Annotated in this window: 21 protein-coding genes and 1 pseudogene; 12 read left to right on the top strand and 10 right to left on the bottom strand. The window is 51.3% G+C overall.

All coding sequences use genetic code 11. The features are described from left to right. Window positions 1-38 precede the first annotated feature (38 nt). Window positions 39-386, bottom strand: a complete 348-nt coding sequence (locus A6301_RS20770; protein WP_234258645.1) for a DUF2314 domain-containing protein — start codon at window positions 384-386, stop codon at window positions 39-41. Between the two features lie 252 nt (window positions 387-638). On the opposite strand from A6301_RS20770, the pseudogene A6301_RS20775 reads away from it, so the two are divergent. The 8 genes and pseudogenes from A6301_RS20775 to A6301_RS20810 all read left to right on the top strand — a co-directional run bounded on the left by A6301_RS20775 (window position 639) and on the right by A6301_RS20810 (window position 9,582). Continuing rightward, window positions 639-3,041 (top strand): annotated as a pseudogene (locus A6301_RS20775) (TonB-dependent receptor domain-containing protein). 418 nt (window positions 3,042-3,459) lie between these two features. Further along, window positions 3,460-5,010, top strand: coding sequence for a transcription antiterminator (locus A6301_RS20780; RefSeq protein ID WP_234258646.1), 1,551 nt, complete (start codon window positions 3,460-3,462; stop codon window positions 5,008-5,010). A gap of 48 nt (window positions 5,011-5,058) precedes the next feature. Next, on the top strand, window positions 5,059-5,538 hold the full coding sequence (locus A6301_RS20785) for a PTS sugar transporter subunit IIA (RefSeq protein WP_010280230.1): 480 nt from the start codon (window positions 5,059-5,061) through the stop codon (window positions 5,536-5,538). Between the two features lie 13 nt (window positions 5,539-5,551). Beyond that, window positions 5,552-5,866 (top strand): PTS fructose transporter subunit IIB, encoded by a 315-nt coding sequence (locus A6301_RS20790; RefSeq protein WP_039462704.1) that lies wholly within the window; start codon window positions 5,552-5,554, stop codon window positions 5,864-5,866. Window positions 5,867-5,891: 25 nt separating this feature from the next. Continuing rightward, a complete protein-coding gene (locus A6301_RS20795; protein WP_107170922.1) occupies window positions 5,892-6,983 on the top strand; it encodes a PTS fructose transporter subunit IIC in 1,092 nt (363 codons plus the stop codon). 11 nt (window positions 6,984-6,994) lie between these two features. Continuing rightward, window positions 6,995-7,846 (top strand): class II fructose-bisphosphate aldolase, encoded by an 852-nt coding sequence (locus A6301_RS20800; protein ID WP_234258647.1) that lies wholly within the window; start codon window positions 6,995-6,997, stop codon window positions 7,844-7,846. Window positions 7,847-7,934: 88 nt separating this feature from the next. Then, window positions 7,935-8,798, top strand: a complete 864-nt coding sequence (locus A6301_RS20805; protein WP_107170920.1) for a ketose-bisphosphate aldolase — start codon at window positions 7,935-7,937, stop codon at window positions 8,796-8,798. Between the two features lie 202 nt (window positions 8,799-9,000). After that, entirely contained in the window at window positions 9,001-9,582 is a 582-nt protein-coding gene (locus tag A6301_RS20810) for an NAD(P)H-dependent oxidoreductase (protein WP_107170919.1), read from the top strand. 40 nt (window positions 9,583-9,622) lie between these two features. On the opposite strand, the gene A6301_RS20815 is transcribed toward A6301_RS20810, so the two are convergent. The 6 genes from A6301_RS20815 to nudF all read right to left on the bottom strand — a co-directional run bounded on the left by A6301_RS20815 (window position 9,623) and on the right by nudF (window position 15,125). Further along, window positions 9,623-10,519, bottom strand: a complete 897-nt coding sequence (locus tag A6301_RS20815; protein WP_205540788.1) for a LysR family transcriptional regulator — start codon at window positions 10,517-10,519, stop codon at window positions 9,623-9,625. A 42-nt stretch (window positions 10,520-10,561) separates the two neighbouring features. Continuing rightward, window positions 10,562-12,457, bottom strand: a complete 1,896-nt coding sequence (parE, locus tag A6301_RS20820) for a DNA topoisomerase IV subunit B (protein ID WP_205540787.1) — start codon at window positions 12,455-12,457, stop codon at window positions 10,562-10,564. A gap of 84 nt (window positions 12,458-12,541) precedes the next feature. Then, entirely contained in the window at window positions 12,542-13,123 is a 582-nt protein-coding gene (gene yqiA, locus A6301_RS20825) for an esterase YqiA (protein WP_010297435.1), read from the bottom strand. Beyond that, on the bottom strand, window positions 13,123-13,950 hold the full coding sequence (gene cpdA, locus A6301_RS20830) for a 3',5'-cyclic-AMP phosphodiesterase (RefSeq protein ID WP_107170916.1): 828 nt from the start codon (window positions 13,948-13,950) through the stop codon (window positions 13,123-13,125). Before cpdA ends, yqiA begins: the two co-directional genes overlap by 1 nt. A 106-nt stretch (window positions 13,951-14,056) precedes the next feature. Next, entirely contained in the window at window positions 14,057-14,491 is a 435-nt protein-coding gene (locus tag A6301_RS20835) for a DUF1249 family protein (RefSeq protein ID WP_069704158.1), read from the bottom strand. Between the two features lies 1 nt (window position 14,492). Beyond that, the gene (gene nudF, locus A6301_RS20840; protein WP_107170915.1) at window positions 14,493-15,125 is read right to left on the bottom strand and encodes an ADP-ribose diphosphatase; all 633 of its coding nucleotides are present in this window, start codon (window positions 15,123-15,125) and stop codon (window positions 14,493-14,495) included. 338 nt (window positions 15,126-15,463) lie between these two features. Between nudF and tolC the strand changes: the two genes are divergently transcribed. The 4 genes from tolC (at window position 15,464) to A6301_RS20860 (ending at window position 19,695) form a co-directional block, all read left to right on the top strand. Further along, window positions 15,464-16,858: an outer membrane channel protein TolC gene (tolC, locus tag A6301_RS20845; RefSeq protein ID WP_205540785.1), complete on the top strand. Its 1,395-nt coding sequence runs from the start codon at window positions 15,464-15,466 to the stop codon at window positions 16,856-16,858. 281 nt (window positions 16,859-17,139) lie between these two features. Next, the gene (locus A6301_RS20850; RefSeq protein WP_107170913.1) at window positions 17,140-17,808 is read left to right on the top strand and encodes a DUF1190 family protein; all 669 of its coding nucleotides are present in this window, start codon (window positions 17,140-17,142) and stop codon (window positions 17,806-17,808) included. Window positions 17,809-17,819: 11 nt separating this feature from the next. Next, window positions 17,820-18,980 (top strand): glutathionylspermidine synthase family protein, encoded by a 1,161-nt coding sequence (locus A6301_RS20855; RefSeq protein ID WP_107170912.1) that lies wholly within the window; start codon window positions 17,820-17,822, stop codon window positions 18,978-18,980. Window positions 18,981-19,131: 151 nt separating this feature from the next. Continuing rightward, window positions 19,132-19,695, top strand: coding sequence for a tetratricopeptide repeat protein (locus tag A6301_RS20860; protein WP_234258648.1), 564 nt, complete (start codon window positions 19,132-19,134; stop codon window positions 19,693-19,695). A 55-nt stretch (window positions 19,696-19,750) separates the two neighbouring features. Here the strand turns inward: A6301_RS20860 and ygiD are convergent, their stop codons facing one another. From ygiD to A6301_RS20875, 3 genes are all read right to left on the bottom strand, one after another. Then, a complete protein-coding gene (gene ygiD, locus A6301_RS20865; protein WP_205540782.1) occupies window positions 19,751-20,536 on the bottom strand; it encodes a 4,5-DOPA dioxygenase extradiol in 786 nt (261 codons plus the stop codon). Between the two features lie 179 nt (window positions 20,537-20,715). Next, complete coding sequence (locus A6301_RS20870) at window positions 20,716-21,003, bottom strand: type II toxin-antitoxin system RelE/ParE family toxin (protein WP_107170910.1); 288 nt, start codon at window positions 21,001-21,003, stop codon at window positions 20,716-20,718. Beyond that, window positions 20,993-21,247, bottom strand: coding sequence for a type II toxin-antitoxin system Phd/YefM family antitoxin (locus A6301_RS20875; RefSeq protein ID WP_039282788.1), 255 nt, complete (start codon window positions 21,245-21,247; stop codon window positions 20,993-20,995). Before A6301_RS20875 ends, A6301_RS20870 begins: the two co-directional genes overlap by 11 nt. Window positions 21,248-21,420: the final 173 nt, after the last annotated feature.

Below are 21,420 nucleotides of genomic sequence, written 5' to 3' on the forward strand. Positions count from 1 at the left end.
CGCTAAACATAGTGAAATCAGCACGAACATCACTCGTGTTAGCGATGCCGTTCTTCATTCTTTCCATAGATAGCAATCACGTGGCAAGCATGAAACGTAACCGTCTGACCGCATTGCACACAGTCGCTTCCCGTAGGCTCGTTATCTAAAACCCCTTCGTAAAACGCTGGGTGCTTTTTCGTCACGTTGACCCACATTCTTTCTACTGAAAGATCGTCAGAGCCCGCCGTTTCCTCCATCCGGAAGATCAACTTAACAAAATCTCCGGGTTCCAGCGATTCACGCATTGCTTTGGCCGGAATCCAGAACGAATCTGGGTATTCGCGGTTAATCGCTTCGCCATCGTCCAGCTCGTAGCGATCGGTTTCGTAAGTCGGTAATTTCATTACACCTCATTGATACATCACGCAGACACAGCCTGCTTTAGAGTTTGCTAGCCGACAAACCGTTTCATTAAGAATTATTCATCATCATTGCCGCAACAAACGATAATGATTAACATATTGATAATAATTATCATTACCACATGATAATTAATGTTATTCGCCGTTTTGCATTTCCCTTGCAGACGTTAGCTACCAGCACGCCATGTTTCCTCAACGCCGCTGGCCAGAACAACCTTATAGCAGAGTATCATTATGTTAATTAACAAGAATTTAAATAAAATTCTTCTCACCGGCATCTTGACTGGCGTCGCGCTGAACAGCATGGCAGCGGATAGCACCACAGGCAACAACGCACTCAACGTGAAGAAGCAAGACAATCCAGCGGCTAAAACGGAACCGACGGGTGACGTCATGACTGTGCACGCACCTGAAGTTGAGAAAAAAGCGGGCTCATCAGTTGCAATCACAGCCAATGACATGCAGAAAAATGGCGGTAACGATTTTGGCACCATCATGCGTTACCAGCCGTTAATCAGCGCAACGGGCTCCAGCGGCGGTAGCAATACGGGGAAAAGTGGCTTCGACCGCGGTGGCTACACGGGCTACAACATTCGCGGGATAGAAAGCAACCGTGTTGCGATCGATACCGATGGCATCGCTCTGCCTAATGCAACAGGTCGTAGCTACGCCAGCCGCGCCGGATTCAATACGTTCGGTATGGGACGCGACTATATCGATCCTTACCTGTACAGCCGCGTTGATATTGAGTCAGGCGTCACCTCCGCAGAAAATACCATCAGCGCACTCGGAGGCAGCGTCTCATTTCGACCAAAATCTGCCGATGATTATCTGAAAGCGGGTAAGCAAGACTACTTCGGTCTTCAGAGTGACTTCGACTCTGCCAACCATGGTTGGCATAACGGCATCACCGCCGCAGGCGGGGATGCCGAACTGCGCGGCATTGTCGTACTCAGCCGTCGTGACGGCCAGCAAACGCGCAATAACAGCGACGAGATCGCCGCTTACCCTGCCAACTGGCACTCTAACGCCATTTTGGCGTCCGGTATTTGGCAGGCCAACGACGAGCATCAACTCACCGGTACGCTGGATTATTATCATAAAACCAACCACACCCATTACGATTACTGGGGTAACTTGCCAAGCGGCAACAATACCATTTACGGCACGGCGCAACAGAGCAGCGAGACACGCCGTTGGAGCGCCAGCCTGAAAGATCGCTGGACGCCCGTTAACAACACGCTGGTTGATCTGGTTGATAGCCGCATTTACTTCCAAAACAGCGAATCACACGACAATACCTGGTTACCAGCGACAACAGGAATGGCGGCAGCCGATAGCCACCGCGTCTATTCTGATTACAATGTAAAAACGTACGGCTTCGATACCCACCTGGTGAAAAGCTGGGATCGTCACGAGTTTAGCTGGGGTCTCAATGCCAGCCAAACCAAGACAGAGCGTCCATTCAGGCAATCGCCTAACCAAACGGGTGCGAATAATATCATGCAGCCAGAAGCCGATAGCGACAGCTACACCGTCGGCGGCTTCGTGCAAGATACTATCTCTTGGGATCTGGCCGGGCACGCCTTCTCGGTTGTTCCAGCCGTGCGCGCCGTCCACCAGCGTACCAAACCGACCAATACGGTTCGCCTGAGCGGTGACGGTAGTGTCATCAGTGAATCCGATGTCAACAGACTGTACGGCAAAGCCAACAGCGATACGCAAATTCTGCCTTCACTGAGTTTCCTCTACGACATCACCCCAACGCTGACAACCTATTTGCAGTACCGCCGCGGCGCACAGTTCCCCGATGCCAGCCAGCTTTATGGCAGCACCAATCTTGACGCCAACTATGCCGGACCGTTTCAATATGCCTTTATCGGTAATAGCGACCTCAAAACAGAAACCAGTAACAACGTAGAATGGGGATTAAAAGGCGAAGCAACGGAGGGAATCACATTCCGTACGGCGCTGTTCTACAACACGTATAAGAATTTTATCGCCAATACCCGCTACCGCCGTGCTGCTAACCCCGATAAATTTACCAATGTGCCAAACAATATCAATACGATATTTCAGGCAGAAAATCGTGATAAAGCCTACATCTACGGCGGTGAAGTCAGCAGCAAAATACAGTTAGGCACCTAGTTCCCAGCGGTTGATGGGCTCAGCACCACGCTGGCGTTTGGTTATACCAAAGGCCAATCGCAGTCCCGCTACCTTGGCGACCGCTATGTCGATCTCGACAGCGTAGCCCCGATGAAAGCGGTTGTTGGCATCGCCTATGACGATCCTTCACAGCGCTACGGTGCCGCTCTGACGTCAACCTTCCAGAAAGGGAAGCAGGCGCAGGATACCAATCGTCAAAACTACACCAATGCTGGCACAGCAATCACCGCTTCGACTGCCGAATATATGCGGATTCCCGGCTATGGCATGGTGGATCTAACCGCCTACTATCGCGTGACCAAAGACGTGAAAATCAGCGGTGGCGTGTATAACCTGACGGACCGTAAATACTGGGATTACCTGAGCAGCCGTCAGATCGAAACCGATGACCGACAAGGGCAATACGATCGCGCGCTGTCTACCGCGCCCGGCCGTTCCTTCCAGCTTGGTGTGAATGTGGACTTCTAATCGGCACGATGCGCTGATTTACTGAAATAAGGCGATGTTCAGTTCGGGCATCGCTACCTTATCAGGCAAGAAAGCGCACCACGGCTTTCTTGCTTTTTTTATTTCCCCTCGCTCTGACTTGCTCATATTCTTATTTTCACTGCATTTTTTAACGAAACAATTAATATGCAGGTGAGATCACAATTATTACCCATGATAGCGTGATCGCGATCCCAATTAATATCCACTCAACACCCTGTTTTATTTTTGTCCTATTCGGCGGACAGCATTTAGTATTGTCCCTATCGACTATCACGACTAGATTAATCACTACAGCACGCTATTTAAATAAATGCACAGAAAAATAAAACAGGGAATCATTTAGAAAAAATTATCAATTCGATGAGCATCAGAAAATCTAAATACGCATGAGGGTAATATGATGCAGCCACTCACCTCCCGTCAGAACCGTTTATTGAAATATCTGTTACAACACCAGGGATATGTAACGGTTAAAGATATTGCACAGTACCTCGATGTGTCGGAAAAAACCGTCTATCGTGATATGCAATTTGTCGAAGCCTTCCTTTCTGTCTGGAATATTTATCCAGACAAAAAGGTTGGTGCGGGAATCATGTTAACCACGGATGACGATCGACACCGCGCATTGCTGGAACAGCAAATTGTCGTGGACGACGGGGATACCGATGCGCTGATCAACAATGCACGTCGCGTCAAAATTGCCTCGCAGCTGTTAAGTGACACGCCTCATGAAACGTCTATCAGCAAGCTGTCAGAACGCTATTTTATCAGCAGCGCCTCTATCGTTAACGACCTGAAAATCATCGAAAGCTGGCTACATCCACTGGGGCTGACGCTGGTGCGCAGCCAGAGTGGCACGCACATTGAAGGCAGTGAAAATCAGGTACGTCAGGCAATGGCCTCGCTCATTAATGACGTCATGCACCACAAAGAACCCGGCCCGCTAAGCCATTCTCGTCTCGACCCCGGCAGCTATAAAGCGCTGATTAACTATTTCGGCGAAGAAGACGTGTCCTTCGTCGAATCGCTGTTACAGGGCATGGAAAGACAGCTTTCTTATCCGCTCGGTGAGCCCTATTACATCAATATTTTCACGCATACCTTAATTATGATGCACCGTATTGTGCAGGGAAAAGCGTTAATGATGGCGGAAGAATCCGTTCATCAGCAGATTGATAATCGTATATTCTCCATCGCTCAAAATATGGTGAGCCAAATAGAGCAGCGAGTCGAGAGCACGCTACCTTCGGATGAAGTCTGGTTTATTTACCAATATATTATTTCTTCCGGCATTGTGATGGAGGAACGGGCGAATAACCAACTGTTTCGCTATCAATTCTCTAACGGTGAATCGCGCAGAATCACGCGCGCATTGACGCAGATATTTTCTGATTTAATTAATATCGATTTGCGCTCGGATAAGTTATTACATGAGGGATTACTTATTCACATCAAGCCGTTGCTTAACCGTTTAAAGTACCAAATACATATTCGAAACCCGTTATTAGACGATATAAAAAATGAATTTATCGATATTTATGACATGACTCAGCAGGCAATGAGCGAAGTCTGTCAGCGGTTCCAATTAAAACCGGTCGCTGAGGATGAAATTGGCTATCTGACCATTCATTTTCAAGCCGCGCTGGAACGCAAAATTGCCCATAAACGTATTCTGGTGGTGTGTTCCAGCGGCGTAGGAACATCACATCTATTAAAAAATCGTATCCTGCGTGCATTTCCTGACTGGATTATTGTTGGCGTGATCTCTGCCAGTAATATGCAGACGTTTTGCCAACAGGAAGAGATTGAGTTGATTATTTCTACGATTCATCTGGAAGAGCAACACATTCCTGTCGTCTATGTTTCCGCCTTTTTTAACGACGATGACATTAAGCGTGTTACCGAAAAAGTTATCGCTAATCAGCTGCATCAGGCCGTCCCTCACTGATTCTCGGCCTAACGTTAATTTTTCAAATTTATAGATGAGGTGTGATAAATGGATATCAATAAAATATTGAATGCCAATCGCGTGAAGCTCAATATGTCCGCGACTAATAAAGATGAAGCCATTAATGAATTAACCGATCTGCTGTATGCCGATGGTGCCATTACCAATAAACAAGATTTTATTCACGATGTCTGGTTACGTGAAGCGGAAGGGTCAACCGGTTTTGAAAACCATATTGCGATCCCTCATGGGAAATCCTCCGCCGTAAAACAGACCACGCTCGCGATTGGCCGCACCCGTCAGGATATTCCGTGGGAAACGCTGGACGGTAGCCAGGTTCGCTGCATTATTCTTTTTGCCGTGCGTCTGGAAGATCAGAACACGACACATATTCGCCTGCTGTCTCAGGTTGCCAGTGCGCTGGCCGATGATGAGGTGATTGCTCAACTGCTGGACGAATCCGATCCCCATAAAATTATTCGGCTGTTTAGTCAGTATGCAGAAACAGCGCCAGTCACTCCGACATAAAACGAGGCTCAAAATGAATATTGTTTGTGTTGCCGCCTGCACGGCAGGCATTGCGCATACTTATATCGCACGCGAGAAACTCATTAAGGGTGCCAACGCCTTAAATTACACTATCAAAGTAGAAACTCAGGGAACTATTGGTACAGAGAATGAATTAACGCCTGATGAAATAGCCGCAGCCGATGTCGTTATTCTGGCCATCGATATAAAAATAACAGGCGAAGAGCGATTTAAAGGTAAGCCTATTGTTCGGGTAAAAACGGAGGTCGTTATTAAATCTCCGATTAAATTTCTGGAAAAAGTCGCTAGTTCTTTAGCGGGTGCCTGAATATCTCAATTTCGGGGTAATAATTATGAACACCAGAAAAATCACCGTTGGACAGGAAATAAAGCGGCATCTTCTTACCGGTATTTCCTGGATGATCCCGCTCATTGTCGCCGCCGGGATCTGTATTGCCCTCGGGCAGGTTATCGGCGGCCCGGACGTCGGCAAGCAAACCGGCAGTATTGCGTGGATGCTCAATCAGATCGGCGGCTGGGGAATGGGGTTGATTGTGCCGCTGATCAGCGCCGCGATCGCTTACTCCATTGCCGACCGCCCCGGCTTCGCTCCCGGCCTGATCGTAGGTTTTATCTGCGGTCAGATTCAAACCGGCTTTATCGGCGGTATTCTCGGCGGCTTCTTAGTCGGCTACACCGTGCTACTGCTGCGTCGCTACATCAAACTACCCACCTCGATGCAGGGGCTGATGCCCGTCATGATCCTGCCGCTGCTCAGCACCATTATCGCCGGGCTGCTGATGATGACGTTTATCGGCCAGCCCATCGTCTGGCTGCAAAAAGCGCTGATTCATCTACTGGAATCCATGCAGGGCGGCTCGAAATTCCTGATGGGGGCGATTTTGGGGGCGATGGCAACCTTCGATTTCGGCGGACCGGTGAACAAAACGATGTCGCTCTTCGCGGACGGCATGCTGGTCGATGGTATCTACGGACCTGAAGCCGTCAAATTTGTCGGCTCAATGATTCCGCCCTTCGGCATCACGCTGTCCTTCCTGCTAACCCGCTACAAATACACCCGCGCAGAAAAAGAGGCGTTGAAAGCCGCCTTCCCGATGGGGATCTGCATGATTACCGAAGGGGTGATCCCGATTGCCGCACGTGACCTGTTCAGAGTCGTTGCCAGTTGCGTCGTTGCCTCCGCTATCGCGGGCGGACTCATCATGGTCTGGGGCGTGGAGGCACCCGTGCCACACGGCGGCATGTTTGTCGTCCCGCTGTTTACCAAACCGCTGATGTTCTGTCTGGCGCTCGGTATCGGCACGGTCATCTGCGGCGTAATGCTATCGCTGATTAAGAAACGCGTGACGCAGGCAGATGAAGAGTTCGACGACGTTGACGACAGCAACGTGCGTGACGAAGACATTAAATTCACTCTCGAATAACAGGAGCCGCCATGTATGCCGCAATGAAAGCCCTCATTGATGACGCGTATCAACGGCAGTATGCCGTGCTCGCCATCAACTGTTTCAACCTGGAGACTGCGCGTGCGGCCATTGCCGCCGCCGAGCAACAGCGTGCGCCGCTGATCCTGAATGTGTATCAGGGTCACAGCGCACACTTTCCGCCGCATCTCGCGGTGCCGCTGGCTAAAGCGCTGGCCGAACAAGCCACCGTTCCCGTGGCGCTCAGCCTGGATCACGGTACAGCATTCAGCCTGATTGGTCAGGCGTTCCGCGCCGGTTTTACCGGACTGATGATCGATGCCTCCAGCCATCCGCTGGCGGAAAACATCCAGCGCACACAGCAGGTAGTTGCCATCGCCACAACTGCTGGCGTCTGTGTGGAAGGTGAACTGGGTCATATCGCCGACGCGCCGGTCTACGACCAAGAGGACGCCGCGGTGAAAATGACACAGGTGGAAGACGTCGTTCCCTTTATCCGCCAAACCGGTATCGACCTGCTTGCCGTGTCGGTCGGCACCGCCCACGGTATGTATCCGCCGGGTGTGACGCCACGAATTGATTTTGAGCGTCTGGAAGCATTGCATCGGGAATCCACGGTGCCGCTGGCGCTACACGGCGGTAGCGGCACCAAGGCCGATGACATTCGCCGCGTCAGCCGTCACGGCGTCGCCAAAATCAACGTCGGCGCGGCCGTTTTTGAGGCAGGAAAAACGGCGTTGCAGCAGGCACTACATCAGCACCCAACGGCGGAGCTGTCCGACTTACTGGCAATAATGGAGTCCGCCTGCCGCGACGTGGTCGTCGATTATCTTGGTTGGTCAGGTTCAGCCAACCAAGCCTGACCGTTAGCCCTTTACTCACTTTCGCATCAGTGGTTTTCCACTGGTACAGGAACGCTTTGCCCTTTATCCGACAGAGGAGAGACATAACATGTTGATTTCAATGACTGATATCCTGAGACCCACGCGTGAACACCGTTTCGCTATTGGCGCGTTTAACGTCGCCGATAGCTGCTTTATCCGCGCCGTAGTGGAAGAAGCCGAAGCAACGAATACTCCCGCCATTATTTCTATTCACCCGAGCGAGCTGGAATTCGTGACCGATGAGTTCTTCGCCTATGTGCGAGAAAGAACGCTGCGCAGCCCCGTACCGTTTGTCATCCACCTCGATCATGGCGCCTCGATCGCACACGTTTTGCGTGCCATTCAGTGCGGGTTTACCTCCGTCATGATCGACGGATCGCTGCTGCCTTATGAGGAGAACGTGGCGCTCACCACGGAAGTGGTGAAACTGGCGCACGCCGTTGGCGTTTCCGTAGAGGGGGAGTTAGGCACGATTGGTGACACCGGCACCACGATAGAAGGCGGCGTCAGCAAAGTGATCTACACCGACCCCGAACAGGCGGAAGATTTCGTCAACCGGACGGGCGTTGATACGTTAGCCGTCGCCATCGGCACGGCGCACGGCATTTACCCCAAAGACCTGAAGCCAGAGCTGCAAATGCATATCCTGCGGGATATTTCGCAGCGGGTTTCGATTCCGCTTGTCCTGCATGGCGGTTCAGCCAACCCGGACGCCGAAATTGCCGAAGCGGTGACGCTTGGCGTGGGCAAAATCAATATCTCCAGCGACATGAAATTCGCCTATTTCCAGAAAGCGCGAGAAATCCTCAGTCGTGAAACCTGGTGGGACCCTAATGCCATCTACCCGGAACCGATTAAGGCGGCAAAAGAGGTGATTCGCTATAAAATGGCGCTCTTCGGCTCCACGGGAAAAGCCAGTTTATATCGATAGATACGCCACACGATCTGCACAAGGCAAGGGAGGATTCTCTTGCCTTTTCCTCCGACCACATTATTTCAATAGAACACTATCCTGCTTCTGATTGTTGATATTCAGTCAACAGTGTTATGCACGATCGCCCATTTTTCTGCACGAATCTCTCCTCTAGACTACGCCCAACCTCTTCGTTGATAACCTATTCGAGAACAGACCTATGCAGAACACATTGCTGATTAACGCGGGCAAATCGTTCGCCCATTCCAAAGGCGAATTGAACCATACCCTTACTGAGGTCGCCGCCAGTTTCCTGCGCGATAAAGGTCACGACGTCCGTGTGACGGTCGTGGACAACGGCTATGATATTGAACAGGAAATTCAGAACTACCTGTGGGCCGATACCATCATTTATCAGATGCCGGGTTGGTGGATGGATACGCCGTGGATCTTGAAGAAATACATCGATGACGTGTTTACCGCCGGTCACGGCTCGCTTTACGCCAGCGATGGCCGCAGCCGTTCGGATGCCAGCAAGAAATACGGTTCTGGTGGGCTATTACAAGGCCGCAAATATATGCTGTCTCTGACGTGGAATGCGCCGCTGGAAGCCTTTGACGATCCCGATCAGTTCTTCCACGGTGTCGGGGTGGACGGAGTTTATCTGCCGTTCCACAAAGCTAACCAGTTTATCGGGCTATCCCCGCTGCCGACCTTCATCTGCAATGATGTGATAAAGGCACCGGACGTCCCTGCTTATCTTGCAAACTACCGTCAGCATCTGGACGAACTCTTTGCCTAATCGGTGATTTACGCGCTTCGGTACCGCTGTGAATCACGCTTCACAGCGGGTTTTCCGTGAGCTTCTCGCTCATAAAATCAAGAAAACAGCTAATACGTGCCGCCAGTTGGCTATTGCGATAATACACCGCATAAACTGGCAGACTGGCTTCCACCGTTTCCTCGGTAAGGATCGGCACCAGTCGCCCCGCCGCCAAATCGTCCCGAATCAGGAAGGTAGACATACGCACAATCCCTTCGCCTCGTAGCGCAAGCTGGCGCAATATCTCACCATTTGATGCCAACAGCGCTGGCGTAATGGGATAAAAGTCCTGAAGCCCATGCCGAAGCGGCCAGTGGTTCAGCGACTCTACCTGAGTAAACCCCAGGCAAAGATGGTCAGCGAGTGACTCGACCGTCGTGGGTGTTCCGTGCTGTTGCAGATACTCAGGACTGGCGACAATGCGCAGTTTGCTTGATCCGAGCGGCCGCGCATGAATGGTGGAGTCTTTAAGCGTACCAATGCGAATGGCGATATCGATATGCTGTTCCAGCAGATCGATGATGAAATCATCCGTGTTGAGTTCAAGAATGATTTTTGGATAGCGGCGGCGAAATTCCGGCACCAGAGGTACAATCACATGCTGTATAAATGCGGAAGCCGAGTTGATCCGTAACCGCCCGCTCGGCTGCTCATGACGCAGCAACACCTGCTCTTCGGCATGCTCTACGGCGTGAATCACACCACGGGCGTGTTCAAGAAACATCGTGCCTTCTTCGGAAAGCGAGAGACGTCGCGTGGTGCGATGCAACAGCGTCGTCCCCAGCTTGTCCTCCAGACGCCGCAACGCCCGGCTGATCCCCGATGTGGTTTGCCCAAGCTGTTCCGCTGCCGCCGTGATCGAGCCCGTTTCGATCACAACGACAAAAGCCTGAAGTTCCTCAAGCGTGACTTTCATACGCGAATATACCTGCCGTCGATGAGGTACCTGAGCAAGGCGTTATACTTCGATCTCCGCCTTGTCACCCTTCTCTTGCAGCCAGTTGCGACGATCTTCCGAGCGTTTCTTCGCCAGCAGCATATCCATCATCGCCATCGTCTGATCCATATCCTCGTCGTTGATGGTCAACTGCACCAGACGACGAGTGTTCGGGTCCAGCGTGGTTTCACGCAGCTGCAACGGATTCATTTCACCCAGACCTTTAAAGCGCTGTACGTTAGGCTTGCCTCTCTTGCGCTTAAGCTGTTCCAGCACGCCCGCTTTTTCCTCTTCGTCTAGCGCGTAGTAAACTTCTTTGCCCAGATCGATACGGTACAACGGCGGCATGGCGACATAAACGTGTCCGCCCTGAACCAGCGCCCGGAAATGGCGGACAAACAGCGCGCACAGCAGCGTCGCGATGTGCAAACCATCGGAGTCCGCATCCGCCAGAATACAGATCTTACCGTAACGCAGTTGGCTGAGATCGGTGCTATCGGGATCGATACCGATCGCGACTGAGATATCGTGTACTTCCTGCGAAGCCAGCACCTCATCGGAGGAGACTTCCCAGGTATTCAGGATCTTACCTTTCAGCGGCATGATCGCCTGGAATTCACGTTCGCGCGCCTGTTTCGCCGATCCGCCTGCCGAATCCCCTTCGACCAGGAACAGTTCCGTCCGGTTGAGATCCTGCGAGGTACAATCCGCCAGCTTGCCCGGCAACGCCGGCCCGCTAGTCAGCTTTTTACGCACGACTTTTTTGGCAGCACGCATACGGCGCTGAGCGCTGGAAATTGCTAGCTCAGCCAGCTGTTCCGCAGCCTGCACGTTCTGATTCAGCCACAGGCTGAATGCGTCTTTCACAACGCCAGACACGAACGCAGCACATTGGCGGGAGGACAGGCGCTCTTTAGTCTGCCCGGCAAACTGCGGCTCCTGCATTTTTACCGACAGCACGTAGGCACAGCGTTCCCAGATATCATCTGCGCTCAGCTTCACACCGCGCGGCAAAATATTACGGAATTCGCAGAATTCACGCATCGCATCCAGCAGCCCCTGACGCAGGCCGTTCACGTGCGTCCCGCCCATTGGTGTCGGAATAAGGTTGACGTAGCTTTCCGTCAGCAGTTCACCGCCTTCCGGCAGCCAGAGCAGCGCCCAGTCTACGGCTTCAGTCTCGCCGGTAATCGAGCCCAGAAACGGTTTTTCTGGCAGCGTGATCAGGCCATTTACCGCCTCGCACAGGTAGTCGTTCAGACCATCCTGATAACACCAGCGCTGTTCGGTATTATTAACTTTATCTTTGAAGATGATTTCCACACCGGGGCATAAGACCGCTTTGGCCTTCAGCAGGTGCGTCAAACGGGATACGGAAAAACGGGGGCTGTCGAAGAATGTCTCATCCGGCCAGAAATGCACACGCGTACCGGTGTTACGACGTCCACAAGTCCCCGTTACGGTGAGTTCCTGTACTTTATCGCCGTTTGCAAACGCGATGTCATACACCTGGCCGTCACGCTTAACGGTGACTTCAACACGGGTAGACAGGGCGTTCACCACGGAAATCCCTACGCCGTGCAAACCGCCCGAAAACTGATAGTTTTTACCAGAAAATTTGCCACCCGCATGCAGACGACACAAGATCAACTCAACGGCGGGCACGCCCTCTTCCGGGTGGATATCCACCGGCATCCCACGGCCATCATCAATGACTTCCAGCGACTGATCGGCGTGCAGAATCACATCAATACGGCGCGCATGGCCCGCCAGCGCTTCATCAACGCTGTTATCTATGACCTCTTGTCCCAGATGGTTAGGACGCGTGGTATCGGTGTACATTCCCGGACGACGGCGCACCGGTTCCAGTCCGCTGAGTACTTCAATCGCATCAGCGTTATAACTTGATTGAGCCATAGTTTGCGTTAATTCTTTGAGTTCAGTGAATGGTGTTTAACAAACCGCTTTCGGCGGTTCGTTTTTCAATGCATATGCGGCGGTTCAGTCTGTCGTGAGCCCTAAAAAATTCACAATCGGTGTGAAAAAGTGCTCAAATCCAACAAAGGCATGATTGCCCCCTGACTCCACAGTTTGACGGCAGGCCGTGTAATACGCGACTGCCTGACGATAGTCCAGAACCTCATCCCCCGTCTGCAACAGCAGCCAGAGCAAATCCGGCGATTCCAGCCGGTCAACCTGCATGACCTTCAGATCGTACACGTGCCGAGACTCTAGCACATATTGTTCGCCGGTGTAGGGGTTCTGGTATTCACCCAGATGGTCCAGCAACAGTTCAAACGGCTTCACCGCAGGATTCACCACCACGGCAGGCAGCATAAAACACTGGGATAGCCAAGTGGCATAATAACCACCGAGGGAAGAACCAACAATGCCCACCGGACGCCCCGCCCGCTCCATAATCAACGATTCCATCATCTCGGCGGCCTCCGCCGGATAAGGCGGAAGCTGTGGAATCACCATGTCAATTTCAGGATGCTGCTCTGCCAGCCACGTTTTCAGCGCCGTGGCTTTCGCCGACTGTGGCGTACTGTTGAAGCCATGAAGATAAAGAAGCGTAGGCATTAGTAACCGTCCGAATCCATATCAGGCAGGAATTCGCTGCCCGACAGGCGATAGACTTCAGTTTCCAGACGACCATCCGGCAGCAGATCCAAATAGCGCCATCCCGGAGCCACGTCATCAATAGTGAAATTAGTACAGTGCGGTTTGAACTGTACGCAGGTCGACGGCGTTGCCAGCAAACGTCGACCATGCCAGTCAAAATCCATCTCCTGATGAATATGCCCACACAGCACGGTGTTCACCTTCGGATAGCGATCCAGTACCGCAGACAGATTATGGGCGTTGCGCAAGCTGTGTTGATCGAGCCAGGTACAGCCGGAAGGATGAGGATGATGGTGCAGCAGCAGTAACGTAAAGCGGTCAGGCTGACTTTTCAGGCTACGCTCCAGCCATTCAAGCTGGTATTCACTCAGTTCACCGTGTGGGACGCCGAACACTTGGCTATCCAATAAGATGATCTGCCATTTGTCGCCCAGCAGTACATGCTTGGACGGCGCAATACCGGCATCAGCCAGCGCATCGACCATCGCGGGTTGGAAATCGTGGTTACCCGGAAGCCACACGCAAGGGGCTGGGATCTGCGCAATCCCGCGAGAGAAATGGTGATAGGCTTGCAGCGTATGATCCTGCGCCAAATCGCCCGTCGCCACAATCAAATCAAACGCATCCTGCCGAACCTTGATGGCATTCAGCACAGCGTGATAGCTACGATAGGTGTTGATACCCAGCAAGGTTTCATGCTCGCCCGCAAAAAGATGGGTATCTGTTATTTGTAAAATCCTGACTCTGGCGCCACTCGCCACAGGCAGTGTCAACAGGCTTTCCAAATGGTGTCCTTGGTTACGTAAATCTGTCTCTACCCGTCATCTTTCAAATTGCAGAGTACGTTGGTTTCCCTTATGGCTCGACGGCCACTTTCCTGCACATTGAAATCTATTGGGTATCAAAAACCGGTATCGACATCGAACCATACGCCAAACAATACTTTAGCCAATCAGCAAGAAACTGATTAATTTGATGCTTTTCGTCACGTTGGTGTAACTTCTTATTAGGATAATCATAACGTGCTTTGAAGCGAAAGATCTGCTGGCTGGCACACACTTCCGCAACCAACGCGTCATGATACAGCCTAACGCTCATCATTGGCAGACTCCAATAGCTGACAGCAGGTGCCGTCTGCTTAATCTCAACCAATGACGTATAGCGAGTAGATTCAAGAATCGTCAGTTGATAGACCGCATTATTGACGTGATAAACCGCGATTTCACCAACTTCATCAATTTTTGGCAGCAAACGCCGTAATTGCATGAAGTTAGTTTCACATAGCCTCATCATGGCTGGGAAATCCGGGGTATAACGTTTCATCAATTCAATCCACCCACGTACGTTTCAGTTCTTCATGGTGCAACGCTAACCATTGCAAGGCAATGACAGATGCAGCGTTATCAACGATACCGTCCTCAACCCATTGATAACTTTGTTCTCGGCTCACCACATGCACGCGGATATCTTCGTTTTCTTCCGCCAGACCGTGAATCCCTTTCGCCGTACGTGTATCCACTTCGCCCACCATCACGGCCAGACGTTCACTGGTACCACCGGGACTGGCAAGATAGTTGATTATCGGTCGGCAGCGGCCAACCCTTAATCCTGCTTCTTCTTCCGCTTCACGCCGTGCCACCTCTTCGTGACTTTCTCCTGGCTCAATCATGCCAGCCACCAGCTCAAACAGCCAGGGAGACGCACTGGTGTCATAGGCCGCAATACGAATCTGTTCTATCAGAACCACTTCATCCCGTACCGGATCGTAAGGCAGCAGCACGACGGCGTGACCACGCTCTAAGATCTCACGACTGACTTCACCGCTCATACCGCCATTAAACAGGCGATGGCGGAAACGGTAACGCTCCAGCGAAAAAAAACCGTCATACAGTTTTTCACGTGCAATAATTTCTACATCATCTTTGGTGAAAGTAACGGGGCCGGACACGGAAGACACCATAGCTGCACTCCTGTAACAAGTATTCATGGAATCCGGTATTGTAGGGCGGAACCCACTGTCATTATACTCATCATTGTTTTTGAGCATTTATTAGGCGTGACGTCAGCGAAACCGAGGGTTATACCCGCACACCGCATCGCTTTTCGGTATCTTACTGAACAACAAAACGTCGCACTGAATCACCCAAAGGGTCAATTTACCTGACCTTTCGGACGTATTGCGCTGAAAGATGGCACGTTCAGCTACCTTATCCTATTGGCAGATTCTGATAGAATCGACAATTATTCGTCTACAGACAGCGCTACCATAGCGAGATTGCTGCACAACAAGGAATGCAAATGAAGAAATTGCTCCCTCTTCTTATTGGTCTGAGCCTGGGTGGTTTTAGCGCCATGAGTCAGGCGGAAAACCTGTTACAGGTCTACCAGCAGGCAAAAAGCACCAACCCAGATTTACGCAGCTCTGCGGCAACGCGTGAAGCCGCGTTTGAAAAAATCAACGAAGCTCGCAGCCCGTTACTGCCGCAGTTGGGGATCAACGCGGGTTATACCTATAACAAGGGCTACCGTGACAGTAATGGCGTCAACAGCAATGAGAAAAGCGCGTCATTACAACTGACCCAGACGCTGTTCGACATGTCCAAATGGCGTGCGCTGACGCTGCAAGAAAAACAAGCCGGTATCGAAGACGTCGTGTACCAGACGGCACAGCAAAATCTGATGCTGAACACGGCGACCGCCTATTTCAATGTGCTGCGCGCGATTGACTCTTTGTCCTATATCAGCGCTCAGAAACAGGCAATTTATCGTCAGCTAGACCAAACGACGCAGCGCTTCAACGTGGGTCTGGTTGCGATTACCGACGTCCAGAACGCCCGTGCGCAGTATGACAGCGTGCTGGCTAATGAGGTTCTGACGCGTAATACGCTGGACAACGCACTGGAATCACTGCGCCAGATTACCGGCAATTTCTATCCGCAGTTAGCGGGTCTGAACATCGAGCGTTTTTCGACTCAGAAACCTGAAGCCGTCAACAATCTGTTGAAAGAAGCGGAAAGCCGCAACTTGAACCTGTTGTCCGCACGTTTAAGCCAGGATTTGGCTCGTGAGCAAATTCGCTCATCCGAAACGGGCTATATGCCGACACTGGATCTCACCGCATCGACGGGTGTGAGCGATACCCGCTATTCAGGCTCAAGAACGCAGAGTGGTAATTCGTTTAACGATTCAGACGCTGGACAGCACCGAGTGGGTATCAACTTTACGCTTCCGCTGTACAACGGCGGTATCACCAACTCTCAGGTGAAGCAGGCACAGCACCGCTATGTCAGCTCCAGTGAGCTGCTGGAAAGTGCGCACCGTTCTGTGATCCAAGTTGTTCGTTCATCGTTCAACAACATCTCTGCTTCCATTAGCAGCATCAACGCTTACAAACAGGCTGAAGTGTCTGCACAAAGCTCTCTGGATGCAATGGAAGCGGGCTATCAGGTAGGAACACGTACCATCGTTGACGTCCTGGATGCCACCACCACGTTGTATAACGCCAAACAGCAACTCTCTAGCGCACGTTATGATTATCTGATCAACCAGTTAAACATTAAATCCGCTCAGGGCACGCTGAATGAAAACGATCTGCAAGCGTTGAATGCGTCACTGGGTCAACCAGTATCAACCACGCCTACCGTAACGGACAACAGTGCCCCGCAGACGACGACTGCCTCAACGCAGCGTTAATCCGTAGCGGCGCTAGCCACTATCCGATACAAGGGGGAACCACCGTTCCCCCTTTTTCATGCCTACGCTTTCCCCACAGAAGAAGGTGACTGCACCGGAATGCTGAAGTTGTCACGTACGCTATAAAGCGAAACGTCGCACAACAGAGTGTATAACAACGTAAAGAGTCCGCTCGTTGCGGCCATTCATACCATTGGCGCTTTAAATTCAGGCAACGTTCCCCTATTCTTAGCGACACATATTTGTCATTAATCGTGACACTTTGCTCTGGGATAAACACAATGAAACGTACAAAAAATATTAATCAGGAAACGTTCCGCAAGGAATGGCGAACGTACCGTCTGGCACCTGTTGCCTTAGCCGTCAGCGCTGTATTTTTCCTCGCGGGCTGCGAACAAACCGATGAAACCGTCTCCCTCTACCAGAATGCGGATGACTGTTCGTCAGCTAACCCGTCAATGGCTGCCCAATGCACCACCGCATACAATAATGCATTAAAAGAAGCGGAAAAAACGGCACCCAAATATGCGACAAAAGAAGATTGCGTAGCAGAATTCGGTGAAGCACAGTGTACCCAAGCCCCTGCACAGGCAGGTATGGCAGCAGAATCGCAACAGGGCGGTGGGATGTCCTGGATGCCGCTGATGGCGGGTTACATGATGGGTCGAATGATGAGTGGCGGGGCTGGTTTCACACAGCAGCCGTTGTTCAGTTCAAAATCCCCCACTAGCCCGGCTAACGGCAAATTCGTTGATGCTGCTGGCAAAAACTACGGCAACGCGACGACAGGCCGTACCATGACGGTGCCTAAAACCGCACTCGCACCAAAGCCTGCAACGACATCCACCATTACGCGCGGTGGTTTTGGTGAAACCGTCGCCAAGCAAACCAGCATGCAGCGTAGCAGCGCTAGTTCAAACTCCAGCTCTTCCCGCAGTATGGGCGGCTGAGGACGTATCGAATGAAGCGGATAGATATTACTGCGCGTCCTGACTGGCAGGAAAAAGCGACCGAGTTTGGTTTTCGTTTTCACACCATGTACGGCGAGCCCTACTGGAGCGAAGAGGCTTACTACCAGTTCACGCTGGCTCAAATAGAAGAGCTGGAAGAAACGACAGCAGAACTGCACCAAATGTGTCTGCAAGTGGTGGAAAAAGTCGTCAGCAGCGACACGCTGCTCACCAAATTCCGCATTCCCAAACACACCTGGGAATTCGTCAGACACTCATGGCGTACCCATCAGCCTTCGCTGTATTCACGTCTCGATTTGGCCTATGACGGCAAATCCCCAGCCAAGCTGCTGGAAAACAATGCGGATACACCGACGTCGTTGTACGAAGCCGCTTTTTTCCAATGGCTCTGGCTGGAAGATCAAATCAACGCTGGGAAGTTGCCGCAGAATTCAGACCAGTACAACAGCATTCAGGAAAAGCTGATTGAACGTTTTGAGGAGCTGAAGCTGAATCACGGCTTTGGCTTGCTGCACTTCGCTTGCTGTCAGGATACGGAAGAAGATCGCGGTACGGTGCAATATCTTCAGGACTGTGCGCTGGAAGCAGGCCTGCCGAGCGAATTTCTGTACATTGAAGAAATCGGTCTCGGTGAAAAAGGTCAGTTTACCGATCCCGAAAATCAGATAATTAGTAACCTGTTCAAGCTGTATCCGTGGGAATTCATGCTGCGCGAAATGTTTTCCACCAAGCTGGAAGATGCTGGCGTACGCTGGCTGGAGCCCGCCTGGAAAAGCATCATTTCCAATAAAGCGCTACTGCCGATGCTGTGGGAAATGTTCCCCAATCACCCCAACCTGCTTCCCGCCTACTTTGCGGAAGATGAACACCCCGAGCTAGACAGCTACGTCATCAAGCCACTGTTTTCACGTGAAGGGGCGAACATCCAAATCATCGAAAACGGGAAAGAGATAGCATCAGCCGACGGCCCTTATGGCGAAGAAGGCATGATTATCCAGCAGTATCACCCGCTACCGAAATTTGGCGACAGCTATACGCTAATTGGCAGTTGGCTGGTAGACGATCAGCCTTGCGGTATCGGCGTACGTGAAGATCGCGCGCTGATCACTCAGGATCTCTCGCGCTTCTATCCGCATACCATTCTGGATTAAGCACTTCCCGCAGGTGGCGTATCCTACGCTACCTGCGTATTCTTCTATGTGTTCTTTCGTTTAAAAAGAATCAATTCCGCCTAACATGTTAATTACGTTTTCCTGAATTACTCGGCTTGTTTTAAATAGGAAGAACCAATAAAGGGACATCATGAAAAAAACACTCTTAACGGCATTACTCTTTTGTTTTGCGCCTCATCTACCTGTCCATGCCGCGGAACCCGCATCGGGAAAATCACCTAATTCCTCTCTGGCGCAAGAAATCTCGAATGAAGAAGCCGCACTCAAGGTGCTAAGGGACAAAGCTGAACAAGGTGATAAAGAAGCGCAAACACAGCTTACCCGGAAGCTTTTGCGCAGCAGTTGGCCGCTTTATCGCACAGAAGGTATCGAGCGGTTGAAAATCGAGGCTGATGCTAACGATGCCCCCGCTCAGTTTTTACTCGCTAAAGCCTACCTAAACCAACGCAACGGCGATCACTATGATCCCAAATCCGGTGTGGCTTACCTGAAAAAATCAGCAGAATCGGGCTTCGCACCGGCACAACTCTTATTATCTGTCGTGCTAGCCAAACACACTGAGCTCCCAAGAGACTATGTACAGTCCGCTGAATGGGCGAAGAAAGTGCTCAACAACCCTCAAGCAGATGAGAAATTAACAAGCGGCGCAAACAAAATGCTGGCGTTCATAGAAGATGAACAAAAGAAAAAATAGTCGCGTTTGATAATACGCAAAGGGGATCCGAACCGATCCCCTTGCAAATTCGATCTTACCCCACCTGCACCGACAGCATACTTAGCGATCCCATTTCAAGCCCATCGACGGGAATACTAATCGCTTCTTTGCCGTCCCAGCTTCCCAGCACATAGAGCAGCGGGAAATAGTGATCGGGTGTCGGGTTGGATAATGCGGCACCGTCATGCTGCATAAAATTAACCAGCGGATGATCGTTGCCCTGATAGGCCAGGTTATCACGCACAAATTGATTGAATGATATCGCCCACGGATATGCCTCCGCGTCGCCATCCCATTTCACCATCCGCAGGTTATGCACCACGTTGCCGCTCGCGACAATCATAATGCCTTCATCACGCAGTGCCGCCAGCTTGCGCCCTAGCTCGTAGTGATACTCAGCAGGCTGCGTGCCGTCTACGCTCAGTTGCACAACGGGAATATCCGCATTCGGGTACATCTTGATCAGCACGCCCCAGGAACCATGATCCAAACCCCATTGGCTGTGATCGGCGGTAACGGGATGCGGAGCCAGCACCTGCTGGATTCTCGCCGCTAACTCAGGTGAGCCGGGAGCTGGATACTGTGTATCAAACAGCGCCTTCGGGAAGCCACCAAAGTCATGAATGGTGCGTGGATTTTCCATCGCCGTCACGGCTGTACCACGGGTATACCAGTGGGCAGAAACCGCAATAATCGCCTTCGGACGTGGTAGCGTCTCACCCAGCGTTTGCCATGCCTGAGTATACGCATTGCTTTCCAACACGTTCATCGGGCTACCATGGCCGAGGAACAGTGCAGGCATCCGGGAAGTGTTGTTCATAGTCATATCCTCTGAAAGATGTCAGCGAACGTGCTAGCCGCACGCAATGACGTTACTTTACGCGCTTTATGACACAGAAAAAGTCAGAGTTATGTGATGAAGTACATCAATTAATTTGAAAGGCATGGCACACGGCAAGAAAAACTACCGACAAGGGATGGGACTCGCAAAAGACCAGATTAAGCAGAGCGACCTTTCGTATCAGAATAAATCTGGCTACCTTCGCGCTTTCCAACTCCCATAACCATCACAGTAATGGCCTCATCCTGGACCAAATACACCAGCCTGTAGCCAGCGGACCTAAGTTTAATTTTATACTGGTCTTTACGGCCATGAAGCTGGGCTGAAGGAACACGAGGGTTTTCCAAACGCTCAACCAGCTTTTTCTTGAACTGTTCCCGGACAGGATGCCCTAGCTTTTTCCATTCCTTCATTGCAGAAGGCACAAATTTTAACTTATAGATCATCGAGCGAAATCTCTTCCGCGTCAGCTAGCTCTGACATCCGATCATCAACGGTACGCCCCAGCTCTGCATCTTCAGCCAGTTCCATTAAATAGGCGAATACAGCAGGAGGCACACAGTAGAACGCCGGCTCATTCCGGTTCAGTATAGCGATAGTTTCACCTTCAGCAGCCCGAACCGTCCCCATCGGGTCACGTTTCAACTCAGTAATACTGGCGGCTGTGTTAGTTAGGATGTTGAAAGCCATAATTTCATTCACTCAATTCGGTTAGTCAAAGGCGACTTAAACACACTAATAATAGCACTTTTAAAAGCACTCATTATAGTATTTCCTAAGCATCACTTCACACTGACCGTTGAGCCGCTTTCTTTCATAAAAAGCGTCGTGGACAGTCATTCATCTTGCCTGCCCCATAAAGC

This window comes from Pectobacterium sp. IFB5596, assembly GCF_021432585.1.
GTDB lineage: Bacteria > Pseudomonadota > Gammaproteobacteria > Enterobacterales > Enterobacteriaceae > Pectobacterium > Pectobacterium punjabense.